The sequence below is a fragment of the Anaerotignum sp. genome, from assembly GCF_051877975.1.
Lineage (GTDB): Bacteria > Bacillota > Clostridia > Lachnospirales > Anaerotignaceae > Anaerotignum_A.
On the sequence record NZ_JBJEJK010000057.1, the window covers coordinates 95480 to 108097 of the forward strand.

Genomic DNA, 12618 nt, shown 5'->3' on the forward strand with positions numbered 1-12618 from the left:
TAAAAAGAGCCGCTCCGGTTTACCGGGCGGTTCTTTTTTGTGTACATCGGATAAGATTATTTGCAAAGAAGAAGGGAAATATCGTTGACATTGGTACCTGTAGGGCCAGTGATCAGAAGGGCATCTGCTTCTGCCAAAGCCCTGTTGGAATCATTTTCTGCCAGAATGGCAGGGATAGAGATCCCTTTGTTTTCTAAAATAGACTTCGTATTGCCATCTACAATGCCGCCGGCGGCGTCTGTAGGTCCATCGGTGCCATCGGAGCCTGCTGCTGCAATCACAACATTTTCCATGCCGGCAATACTTTCGGCTGCGGAAAGGGCAAACTCCTGATTTCTGCCGCCTTTGCCTTTGCCTGTGATGCGGACGATGGTTTCACCGCCGCAGATGATAGCACAAGGCGGCTTTATAGGCAGGCCATCTTTCTGAATGGTTTTTGCGATGGAGGCCAGAAATTTTCCTGCTTCTTTGGCTTCGCAATCCAGCATGTTTGTTAAAATCATAGGAGTATAGCCGAGCTGTTTCGCTGTCGAGGCTGCGTCTTGGCAAAGCTGGGTTACGCTGCCGGTGATTTCCATAGTTACGTTGGAAAGAGATTTTGGCGTTTCTTTGGCAAGCTGGGTCCGCATTTCGGCTGTCAGCTGCAAGTTGTATTTTTTCACGATATCGAAGGCTTCTTTGGAAGTAGATGTATCGGCGCAGGCAGGGCCGGAAGCAATGGAATCGGGTCTGTCCCCCAAGATATCGCTCAAAGCAATACAAAAGACATTGGCGGGAGCACAGAGTTCTGCAAATCTGCCACCTTTTACAGCGGAGAGATGTTTGCGGATGGTATTGATTTCTACAATATCTGCGCCGCATTTTAAAAGCTGGTCAGTGATATCCAGAAAATTTGCCAAGCTGAGGCTGCCTGCAGGTTTTTCAAATAGGGCAGAGCCGCCTCCGGAAACCAGAAAGAAAACAGTATCCTTTTCGTTTAGATCAGATACGGCTGCAATGATTTTCTTTGTCCCTTGGATGGTATTTTCATCAGGGAGGGGATGCCCTGCTTCCAGAATGGTAAAACCGGGGATATCACCCTGAGAATGATGATATTTCGTTAAAACGATGCCTGTATCAATTTTATGGGGAATATTTTCCGCCGCGGCCTTGGCCATGTTCCATGCGGCTTTGCCGATGGCAATGACGATGACTTTCCCCTGAAAAGCAAAATCTTTTCCGCAAATGGCTTTTTTTACTGCTTCATCGGGCAGAGAAGCTTCAATTGCATCGAGAATAATTTTTTTTGCATCAGATAACATCGGATTCATTTCTAATAACACCTCTTTGGTATTTCGTTGGATTTTTTATTAGTGTATCATAAGAAAAAAGAGAAGAAAAGGGACAAAGAGAATACCATTTTCAGAAAAGATTTTATTTTTGAATACGAAAAAAGCACCTAGGGAAAGGTGCTTTTCAGTAAAAAGGGGAGGGTATGTATACTATGTAATGTCTGTCCTTTCTCTTAAGGACATCTTTATCTTAGCTTTTCAATATGAATTGGGTATGGCTGAAATGTGAACAATCTGTAAACAAATCAAAGAAAATAGTTTAGCCCATAGATTTACCTTGGCTGTTTATATGGACAGGCGGATTTCTGAGGAAAATACATTGAAATTCCAAAAAAATGGGATGTTTTCTATGGATCGATTTTGTGATACAATGATTTGCAGAAGGAGTGATGCAAATGTTTGGAAAACAGGAAATAAAAGCATTTTTAGAAGAAAAAGGAATCCCTTTTGAATGGGTAGAGCATAAAGCGGTATATACAATTGAGGAAATGCAGGAGCTTGGATTGGAAGATATGGAGGATATCGCAAAGAATCTTTTCCTGCGGGATCAGAAGGGCAAACGCCATTTTCTGATCGTTATCCGTGCCGATAAACAGGCAAACCTGAAAGAACTGGGAGAAAGGCTGGGCATTGGGAAGCTGTCCTTTGCTTCCGAGGAACGTCTGGAAAAATATATGAAATTGAAAAAGGGCGCAGTGACTCCCCTTGGTGTGCTGAATGATGAAAATTGTGCAGTAGAAGTTTTCTTAGATGAAGATTTCCTGAAGATGAAGAAGATCGGGGTACATCCCAATGAAAATACAGCTTCTGTTTATCTGGCAACAGAAGATTTGCTGCATATCATCCGTGAACATGGAAACCCTCTGGAAATCGTTTCTTTTGCGTAAGTTTCCCATAAAAATCGTTGAGAAAGGCCTGCATTTGTGTTATACTAAAAAATACTTGTGAAAAGAGTATCTTTTTGCAAAATGAACACAGTTTGAGAGGAAAAAACAATGGAAATCAAAGCTGGAACTGCTGTCAAGCCCAGTGATCTGGAACTGGAAAGACAGCTGGAATATATTCGGGCCATTCGCAGGCAGAATGATGCTTTCGAAGCGGAAAACGGCCGGAAAAAGAAATTTTACTCTCTGGCCATGGGATGCCAGATGAATGCCCATGATTCTGAAAAGCTGGAAGGCATGCTTTCGGCCATGGGCTATGAACGGACAGAGGCAGAAAAAGAAGCAGATTTCATTATCTATAACACCTGCTGTGTCCGGGAAAATGCCGAGCTGAAGGTATACGGCAAGCTGGGCTGGCTGAAGCATTACAAAGAAACCAAAAACCCGGATGCTGTCATTGCCCTGTGCGGGTGTATGATGCAGCAGGAAACGGTTCTGGCGACGCTGCGTCAAAAATACCGTCATGTGGATATCGTTTTTGGCACCTTTAATCTGTACAAGCTGCCCGAATTGGTGGCAACTCGTATGGAAACAGGCGAAACGGTTTATGATATCTGGCAGGAACAGCATGAAGTGGTGGAAGATCTGCCGGCGATCAGGCATTTTCCTTATAAGGCTTCCGTTAACATTATGTTTGGCTGCAACAATTTCTGTTCTTACTGCATCGTGCCCTATGTGCGGGGCAGAGAACGTAGCCGTACCCCGGAGGATATATTGGCAGAGGTACGGAAGCTGGCAGCGGATGGCGTAAAGGAAATTATGCTGTTGGGTCAGAATGTAAATTCTTATGGAAAGAATCTGGAAACTCCCGTTTCCTTTGCAGAACTGCTGCGGATGGTAAACGAGGTGGAGGGGATTGAACGGATCCGTTTTATGACTTCTCATCCTAAGGATCTTTCCGATGAATTGATAAAAGCGATGGCGGAATGTGATAAGGTCTGCAAATATCTGCATTTGCCGGTACAAAGCGGCAGCAGTCAGATTCTCAAACGTATGAACCGCCATTATACAAAGGAATCCTATATGGAGCTGGTACGCAAGGCGAGAGAGGCTATGCCTGGTATTACGCTGAGCACCGATATTATTGTAGGGTTTCCGGGCGAAACAGAAGAAGACTTTCAGGAAACGCTGGATGTCATCCGTCAGTCTCGCTACAGTACAGCATTTACTTTTATCTATTCCAAGCGGACAGGCACCCCTGCGGCAACCATGGAGGATCAGGTGCCCGAGGATGTGGTAAAGGATCGTTTCGAGCGGATGCTGGATGTGCTGAATCCTATTGTGCATGAGGTGCATCAGGAACAGGTGGGCAAGGTGCTGACTGTGTTTGCGGAAGAAATGAGCAAACAGGATAAATCCATCTTGACGGGGCGTGCTGACAATAATATGCTGGTGCATTTCCCTGGTACAGAAGATATGATCGGTCAGATGATTTCCGTTAAAATCATCGATAACAAAACATTCTATTTAATTGGTGAAAGGATTTAAGGTGAAAAAGTATGGCAACAGTATTTGAAATGGCAAGAGCATTGGGCGAAGAACTGCAGAAAACTCCTCAGGTAGAAGCACTGCTGGCTGCAAAGGAAGCGTATGAAAAAGACCCTGAAATCGCAAAGCTGGTAGAAGAATATACAAAACTGCACTACGATTTCGAAGCAAAAATGCAGGCTGGCGGCATCCCTGTAGAAGAACAGAGAGCCTTCAACGAACAGATGAAAGAAAAAGGGGAAGCAATCAGAACAAATAAACTGGCTTCCGATTTGTATGTTGCAGAACAGAATTTTAACAATTTTATGAATTCCGTATTCAGCATCATCACAGCAACTCTGACAGGGGAAGAACCTGAAGCTGCCGGCGGCTGTGACCCCAGCTGCTGCTCTTCCTGCGGCGGCGGCTGCCACTAAGCCCATAAGTTGCGGAGCAAAACGGTGAATCGCAGGAAGCACTATGAATAGGCTTTCTATTATATTGTAATTTTACCCGAATGGGGGAAAGTGCGTGGATTTTCCTCTGTTCGGGTTTGCTTGTAAAAGGAGAAGGGGGAGGTTTATCCATGGCGAAGATCACGCCCATGATGCAGCAATACTTTGAAATCAAGGAAAACTATAAGCATTGTCTGCTTTTTTTTCGTTTAGGGGATTTTTACGAAATGTTTTTTGAGGATGCGGTCATTGCATCCAAAGAACTAGAGATCACCCTGACGGGAAAAGACTGGGGCCAGGAAGAAAGAGCGCCTATGTGCGGTGTGCCTTTCCATTCTGCAGATGGGTATATTGCCCGTCTGATTGAAAAAGGCTATAAGGTGGCAATCTGCGAACAGGTTGAGGATCCTAAAACAGCGAAAGGCTTGGTCAAGCGGGATGTTGTTCGGGTCATCACCCCCGGTACGGTGGTGGACAACACGGTTCTGGATGAAACGAAAAATAATTATATCCTCTCCGTTTACAGCAGCAGCAATGGATATGGCATTGCGGTCTGCGATGTGACTACCGGCGAATTTCAAACAACGGAATTTGGCAGCGTACAGGCAGCAGCCAAAATTTTGGATGAAACTGCACGATTCTCTCCTGCGGAGCTGATTTGCAACGGGGAATTTCTGGACAGCCCTTTGGCGAAGGAAATCGAGCAAAGATTTCGGTTGTATCTGAATGATATTGACAGCCGTATGTATGAATATAATACGGCAAAGGATGCCTTGCAGAAACATTTTAAGGTAAAGACGCTGGAAGGCTTTGGGCTGAAAAAGAAATTTCTGGCTGTTTCCGCTTCCGGTGCATTGATGTGGTATCTGAATGAAACGCAGAAAAACGACTTAAGCCATATTTCCACTCTGAAATATTACACAACAGGAGATTTTATGCTGCTGGATGTTTCCAGCCGCAGAAATTTGGAACTGACGGAGACCATGCGGGAAAAGAGCAAAAAAGGCTCTCTTTTGAGCGTTTTGGATAAGACCCAGACGGCCATGGGCGCAAGGCTTTTGCGCAAATGGGTGGAACAGCCTCTCCTTTCCAAAGATGAGATCAATCAGCGTTTGGATGGAGTGGAAGAACTTTATGATGATTTGTTCCTGCGGGAGGAAATCAAGGATATCCTTCGTTCCATGTATGATTTTGAACGTATCATGTCCCGGGTGGTCTATCAGAATGCCAATGCCAGAGATTTGGCGGCGCTGAAAAATTCCATTGAAAACCTGCCTTTGCTGAAAGATATTCTTTCCAGATGCGAAAGCCCTTATCTGGCGGAGCTCCATGAACAGCTGGATCCTCTGGAAAATATTCATACACTGATTTCTCAGGCGATTGTGGAAGATCCTCCCTTTTCTGTCCGGGAAGGCGGCATGATCCGGGAAGGGTTTAATGAAGAATTGGATACTTATGTGAAAGCAAAGGAAAACGGTACCACATGGATCAAGGAACTGGAAGAGGAAGAAAGAGAAAAAACAGGCATTAAAAACCTGAAAGTACGCTATAATAAAGTTTTTGGCTATTATATCGAAATCACCAAGTCCAACCTGGAAATGGTGCCGGAAACCTATATCCGCAAGCAGACCCTTGCCAATGCGGAACGCTTTATCACCCCGGAATTGAAGGAATTGGAAGAATTGATTTTAGGGGCAGAAGATAAAATCACCACATTGGAATATGATATGTTCTGCGAAATTCGCAACGCTGTTGCGGCAGAGGTGGAACGCATCCAGTATTGCGCCCACATTGTTTCTGTTATCGACTGCCTGCAGTCTCTGGGGGAAGTTGCCCAGAGCATGAATTATACGAAACCTGTGGTGGATGATGGTGATATCATCGAAATCAAAGACGGCAGGCACCCTGTGGTAGAAAAAATGATGGAGGGGCAGTTTATCCCCAATGACACCTATCTGGATCAGGAGGATACCCGCCTGGCTATCATCACAGGCCCCAATATGGCGGGGAAATCTACATATATGCGGCAGACGGCTCTGATTGTGCTGATGGCGCAGATCGGCAGCTTTGTTCCTGCGGAGGAAGCCCATATCGGCATCGTGGACCGCATTTTTACCCGCGTAGGTGCCTCCGATGACCTGAGCGCAGGGCAGAGTACCTTCATGGTGGAAATGACGGAGGTGGCGAATATCCTGAATAATGCCACCAGTAAGAGCCTGCTGATTTTGGATGAGATTGGCCGCGGTACCAGCACTTTCGATGGGCTCTCCATTGCCTGGGCGGTTTTGGAATATATTGCTGATACGAAACAGATCGGCGCAAAGACTCTTTTCGCTACCCATTACCACGAACTGAGCGAGCTGGAAGGAAAGCTTTCCGGCGTGAAGAATTACTGCATCGCTGTACAGGAGCAGGGGGAGGATATCATTTTCCTGCGGAAGATCCAGCGGGGCGGTGCGGATCATAGCTATGGGGTGCAGGTAGCCCGTCTGGCAGGTCTGCCCAATAAAGTTATCCGTCGCAGCGGGCAGATTTTGAAACAATTGAACGCGGCGGATATTACGAAAAAAGCAAAAAAAATCGCTGTGGAATCCAAAGAACAGATGGAAGAAACAGCGAAGCAGATAGATATGTTCAATATGGCAGAAACCCAGCTGGCAGATGAGATCAGCAAGCTGGATATCATGGCCATGACCCCTATCGAAGCCCTGCAGACCCTTTTTGAGCTGCAGAAAAAGGCAAAGGGGATGTAAGCTTTGAGGAAGGAGGAGACGCATGCAGAAAATCCGACTGCTGGACTCCAAAACCATCAATAAAATAGCGGCAGGGGAAGTGGTAGAATCCCCAAAATCCGTAGTAAAAGAACTGACAGAAAACGCCATTGATGCCGGTGCCAGCAGTGTGACGGTGGAAATCAAAGAAGGCGGTATTTCTTATATCCGCGTGGCGGATAATGGCTGCGGTATCCCTAAGGAGCAAGTAAAATCTGCTTTTCTGCGCCATGCTACCAGTAAAATGAGCCAGATCGAGGATTTGGAGCATATTTTTACTTTGGGGTTCCGTGGGGAGGCGCTTGCCAGTATCGCCGCTGTGGCACAGGTGGAAATGCTGACGAAAACCAAGGAGGAAGAAACAGGCACCCGCATCTGCATCAATGCAGGGGAGATTGAGAGGATGGAAGATGCTGCCTGTCGGGAAGGTACTTCCATTACGGTCAAAAACCTTTTCTATAATGTGCCTGCCCGCAGAAAATTCCTGAAAAAGCCTGCTACCGAAAGCGGCTATGTATCCGATTTGGTAAACAAGATTGCCTTGGGGCATCCAGAAGTGGCGATACATTATATCAATAATGGCACAACGGTGCTGCATACAGCAGGAAATAACGACCCCAAAACGGCGGTGTTTTATGTTTATGGCAAGGATGCGGCAAACAATATGCTGCCCATTGTCTATAAAAAGGGAGAATATGCCGTCAGCGGCTTGATTGGCAAGCCGGAGCTTTGCAGAGCCAACCGCAACTATGAAAACCTTTTCATCAACGGCAGATTTATTAAAAATCAGGTGGTTTCTTCTGCAGTGGAGGATGCTTATAAAACAAAGCTTCTTATCGGCAAATTTCCTGTATTCGTGCTGAATCTGGAGGTGGAGCCTGCCTTGGTGGATGTGAATGTGCATCCCGCCAAGCTGGAAGTCCGCTTTAAAAACGATGATGAAGTATACGAATTTTTCTATACAGCAGTTTCCAAGGTGCTGCAGGAAACAGTGCTGATTCCCAAGGCAGTTTTGGAAAAAAAGCCAAAGGAAAAACAGCCGGAGCTGGAACAGCAGACCTTGGCAGAGAATGCAAGGCAAGCGGAGCTGGCGGAAGAACCGCTCAGAGCCCCGGAAAGCACTGAAACGAAGCCAGTACAGGAAAAACCGAAATTTGAAAACAGAAGCCAATTGAAAACAGAAAAATTTGTGGAGCCTGCAAGGGCTTCTATGCCGGATAGAACTTCTTTGGGCGGCGGCAGAAGTGTAGATGAATTACTGAAGCGAAAACCTGCCCCCAGCAGCGCTGCCCAGAAAGCAGAGCCTTATTTGGAAAAGGAACCTGTGCAGGAAAAAGAAGCGGAATTGATAAAGGCGGAACCTGTAAAAGAACAGGAAACACCAAAACAGGAAGAAAACAAAGAAGAAAAGAAGCCCTTTTTCCAGAATTATAAAATCATTGGACAGGTGTTCCGCACCTATTGGGTCGTAGAGCAGGGGGATTGTCTCTATCTGATCGACCAGCATGCGGCTCATGAACGGATTCTTTATGAAGAGTTGATGAACCGCTTTAAAGAAGAGCAGGTGGTTTCCCAGCGGATGCTGACCCCTCTGATGCTGAACCTGACACCCATGGAAACAGAAGTCTTGAAGGATAATAAAGAACTACTGGAAAGCTTTGGTTTTGAATTGGAGGATTTTGGTGGGAGATATGCCCTGCGGGCTACGCCTTATCTATTGCAGAACCCCAGCAGTATCAGTTTCTTTACGGATATTTTGGATAGGCTGGCTGAGGAACGCATTACAAATGTATATGATACGAAAATACTGGCAGTGGCCACTATGGCATGCAAGGCGGCAGTCAAGGGACATGATGTGCTGAGCGTGAGAGAAGCGGAAGCTCTCATTCATCAGCTTCTGAAGTTGGAACATCCCTTTACCTGCCCCCATGGCAGGCCTACCATCATCCAGTTGACAAAATACGAAATGGAAAAAATGTTCAAACGGATTCAGAATTGAACGGATTCCGGAAGGAAAAGGTGAGTTTATGAAAAGACCCCTGATCGTCATTGGCGGGCCCACCGCCTGCGGCAAAACAGGATTTTCCATCAAGCTGGCGAAAAAAATCGGCGGAGAGATCATTTCTGCCGATTCCATGCAGATATACAGATATATGGATATCGGCACAGCTAAGGTGACCCCGGAGGAAGCCGATGGTGTGCCCCATTATTTGATTGATGAACTTGAACCTGATGAAGAATATAATGTGATGCTTTTTCAGAAAAAAGCAAAATCCTATATGGAAGAAATCTGGGCAAAGGGAAAAATCCCAATCCTTGTTGGCGGTACGGGTTTCTATATCAATGCCCTTTTGTACGATAATGACTTTACGGAAACGGAGAACGATACCTCCTATCGTGAGAAATGCTACAAACTGGCCCGGGAACAGGGCCCTGAAGTTCTTTATGAAAGATTGAAGGAAACCGACCCGGAATATGCCGCAAATATCCATGCAAATAACGTGAAACGAGTGACCCGTGCTTTGGAATATCATTATCTGACAGGACAGAAATTTTCCGAACACAATGCGGAGCAGAAGAAAAAGGAAATGCCCTATGATGCGGCGGTCATCATTCTGACTATGGACAGGGAACAGCTTTATGAACGCATCGAACTGCGCATTGACAAGATGGTGGAGCAGGGATTATTGGAAGAAGTGAAAGGCTTACTGGACAGAGGATACAGCCCGGATTTGGTTTCCATGCAGGGCATCGGCTACAAGGAATTCATTCCTTATTTTAATGGAGAATGCACCTTAGAAGAAGCCATAACACAGCTGAAAACCAACACCAGACATTTTGCAAAGCGGCAGTTGACCTGGTTCCGCCGGCAGGTGGATGGTCTTTGGATAGATTTGAGCAAATCTACAGCGGGAGAAGCATTGGAAGATGTGCTGGATTATTTAAAGAAGAAAAACATTTTGCAAACAGGGGATTTTTGATTCGTAAAGAAGGGATGATATGTGGTCGACGGTCTGGTTTGGCTATACATTTTTTGAGTTATTTGCTTATTTTATGATCTATAGCTTTTTCGGATGGGGAATGGAATCGGCTTTTGTTTCCATCACTACAAAAAAATGGGTCAACAGAGGCTTTGTCAACGGCCCAATGTGTCCCATCTACGGCACAGGGGCGTTGCTCATTATTTTGGTTCTGAGCCCTGTATCAGGAAATCTTCTCTTGCTGTTTTTGGGCGGGTTTTTCATTGCGACTGTGGTGGAATACCTGATCGGGGCAGCTATGGAAACGCTGTTTCATGCTACTTGGTGGGATTATTCGGAAAAGCCACTCAATATCAAAGGCCGTGTTTGTTTGGAACGTTCTTTGGAATGGGGGATCATAGCTGCCTTCGTGATGCGGGTGATACAGCCGGTCATCGCAAATTTTGTAGCAGAGATTCCCAGGGCCTGGGGCGAATTGGCAGGGACTGTCCTGCTGGCATATTTGGCAGTGGATACCACGATTACAGTGCTGCATGTGCTGCAGTTCAACGAAAAGCTGGAAGCCCTCAGCGAATCCCATGCCAATTTGCGGGAAAAACTGGAAGGCACCAAGCTTTATGGCACCAGACAGGAGATTATTGCCCATTTTGAAAATATGCCTGCCGTAGAAATTCTGCGGGAATTGAAGGAACGCATAGAAGAAGAAAACGAGCAGATTCAGTTGCTGCGGGAAGAAGAACGGCTTCGCTGGGAATATATGATGAACGATGTAAAAGAAAAAATGGAAAATCGTGTCAATGCCCTGAATCGAAGCGGTTTGATCGAACGGCGTTTGATGAAGGCTTACCCTGGACTACGTTCCAAGCGGTTTGATGAAGAATTAAAAGCCCTGAAACGGGAACTGGAAGAAAAAAGAAAATCAAAGAAGCAGAAAGGAGTTTCGAAATGAAAAGATCTTTCGCAAAATGCGTTGCTTTCTTTTTGGTGATGGCGGTAGCCTTTGGTGCAGCCGGATGTGGAAAAGATAAAGCAGAGCAGCAGGAAGAAAACGCTGTGGTGAGTGAGGAAAATGCGGAAACAGAAGAAGAAAGCAGCGATGAAGGCGCTGCAGCAAAAGGCCAAGCTGCGGAAAACGACGATGAGAAAACGACAGCGTCTGCGGTGAAAAAAGATTCCCTGCAGGAAGCTTTCGTGACTGCCGATGGTGCACCAGATGTGGTCGCATCTTCCGCGATTCTGATCGAAGCATCTACAGGCACGATCTTATATGAAAAAAATCCTGACCAGAAAATGTATCCTGCCAGCATGACAAAAATGCTGACAGCTTTAGTGGCTTTGGATTATTATGAACCAGAAGAATTGATCCAGGTTGGCACCGAGATTAACGAAGTTTCTTTGGACTCCAGTAAGGCGGGGCATCAGGTAGGCGAAACTTTGACGATGAAAAATGCCATCAGAGGGTTGATCATCCCTTCTGGTAATGACTCTGCCAATGTGGTTGCGGCGGCAGTAGCAAGAAGAGCAGAAAATGATGAGAGCCTTGGTTTTGCCAAATGCGAAGCTGTTTTTACAGAATTGATGAATGAGAAAGCAGAAAAGCTGGGCGCAACAAACAGCCATTTTGCCAATGCCCATGGGTATCATTCAGAAGATCATTATACATCAGCCCATGATATGGCTTTGATTGCCAGAGCCTTCATGGAAAATGAAACCCTGGCGGAAATTGCCAATGAAAAGAGCTTTTCCGGCAATGGCGCAGATAATATGTTTGAGAGCAATGAAAACATGAAGACCCAGGAATACGTATGGCGCAGCCATAACCTGCTCATTACAGATGGAGAATACAACTATCCTTATGCAACCGGCATCAAGACCGGGTTTACAGATGAAGCGGGGGATTGTGTAACGGCAGCAGCGGAAAAAGATGATGTGCAGCTGATTGCGGTCATTTTCAATTCCGAAGATCCCAACCGTTGGCTGGATGCAAAGAATCTTTTTGAATATGGATTCAATAACTATCAAAAAGTAGAAATTGCAAAAGCAAATGAAGCGATTGAAGAAATCCCTCTGACAAAACATAAAAAATCCGAAGGGGATACCCTTGCAGTGGTATTCCAGAAAGATATGGTTGCTTTCCTGCCTGCATCTGCGGCAAATAGCCTGAAAGTTACTGTGGCATATAACGAAACTTATGCGGTAACAGATAAAGAAGGAAAGGTTTCTTTGAAAGCACCGATTGAAAAAGGAGCGGAAATCGGTACAGTATCCTATGAAGTGAACGGCAAAACCGTTCTGGAAGCACCTGTTTATGCTGGCAGAGATGTCTCTAAAGGAACAATTTTCAGCTCTATTGGGTATTTCTTCAAAAATCTGTTCACCCTGAAAGGGCTCCTGACTCTTGTTGTTATAATTGTGGTGATTGCCATCATCGTGATTATCATCAGGATCATTGGGAACCGTAGATACAGCAGACGCGGCGGAGGCTATAGCTTTGGCTCCGGCTTGAATATGGGCGGCAGAAGAATGCCTCGCAGACGCAGAGGCGGCAGACGACGTTTTTAATCATAAATAAAAAAGAGTCCGAAAGGGCAATGTCATTAAGATAATAATGACATAAAAATAAAAAACACATAGTAATCGCCACTAAAGATGATTATTATGTGTTTTTG

The 12618-nt window shown here is 45.6% G+C and carries 9 protein-coding genes; 8 read left to right on the forward strand and 1 reads right to left on the reverse strand.

All coding sequences use genetic code 11. From position 1 onward, the window contains the following. Nucleotides 1-56: 56 nt before the first annotated feature. Entirely contained in the window at nt 57-1310 is a 1254-nt protein-coding gene (locus ACI39P_RS09330) for a DUF4147 domain-containing protein (protein WP_439720397.1), read from the reverse strand. A 416-nt stretch (nt 1311-1726) separates the two neighbouring features. Between ACI39P_RS09330 and ACI39P_RS09335 the strand changes: the two genes are divergently transcribed. The 8 genes from ACI39P_RS09335 (at nt 1727) to ACI39P_RS09370 (ending at nt 12511) form a co-directional block, all read left to right on the forward strand. Then, nucleotides 1727-2218 (forward strand): prolyl-tRNA synthetase associated domain-containing protein, encoded by a 492-nt coding sequence (locus ACI39P_RS09335; protein WP_439720399.1) that lies wholly within the window; start codon nt 1727-1729, stop codon nt 2216-2218. A 108-nt stretch (nt 2219-2326) separates the two neighbouring features. Continuing rightward, nucleotides 2327-3763: a tRNA (N6-isopentenyl adenosine(37)-C2)-methylthiotransferase MiaB gene (gene miaB / locus ACI39P_RS09340; protein WP_439720400.1), complete on the forward strand. Its 1437-nt coding sequence runs from the start codon at nt 2327-2329 to the stop codon at nt 3761-3763. Between the two features lie 11 nt (nt 3764-3774). Beyond that, nucleotides 3775-4179: a YlbF family regulator gene (locus ACI39P_RS09345; protein ID WP_439720401.1), complete on the forward strand. Its 405-nt coding sequence runs from the start codon at nt 3775-3777 to the stop codon at nt 4177-4179. A 149-nt stretch (nt 4180-4328) separates the two neighbouring features. After that, nucleotides 4329-6950, forward strand: a complete 2622-nt coding sequence (gene mutS, locus ACI39P_RS09350; RefSeq protein ID WP_439720402.1) for a DNA mismatch repair protein MutS — start codon at nt 4329-4331, stop codon at nt 6948-6950. Between the two features lie 22 nt (nt 6951-6972). Continuing rightward, nucleotides 6973-8967 (forward strand): DNA mismatch repair endonuclease MutL, encoded by a 1995-nt coding sequence (mutL, locus tag ACI39P_RS09355; protein WP_439720403.1) that lies wholly within the window; start codon nt 6973-6975, stop codon nt 8965-8967. Between the two features lie 28 nt (nt 8968-8995). Then, the gene (gene miaA, locus ACI39P_RS09360; protein ID WP_439720404.1) at nt 8996-9949 is read left to right on the forward strand and encodes a tRNA (adenosine(37)-N6)-dimethylallyltransferase MiaA; all 954 of its coding nucleotides are present in this window, start codon (nt 8996-8998) and stop codon (nt 9947-9949) included. Nucleotides 9950-9968: 19 nt separating this feature from the next. Next, the gene (locus ACI39P_RS09365) at nt 9969-10898 is read left to right on the forward strand and encodes a putative ABC transporter permease (RefSeq protein WP_439720405.1); all 930 of its coding nucleotides are present in this window, start codon (nt 9969-9971) and stop codon (nt 10896-10898) included. Further along, nucleotides 10895-12511 carry a D-alanyl-D-alanine carboxypeptidase gene (locus ACI39P_RS09370; RefSeq protein WP_439720406.1) on the forward strand — a complete coding sequence of 539 codons (1617 nt, stop codon included), beginning with the start codon at nt 10895-10897 and terminating at the stop codon, nt 12509-12511. The genes ACI39P_RS09365 and ACI39P_RS09370 overlap by 4 nt, the downstream gene beginning before the upstream one ends. The last annotated feature ends 107 nt before the right edge of the window (nt 12512-12618 follow it).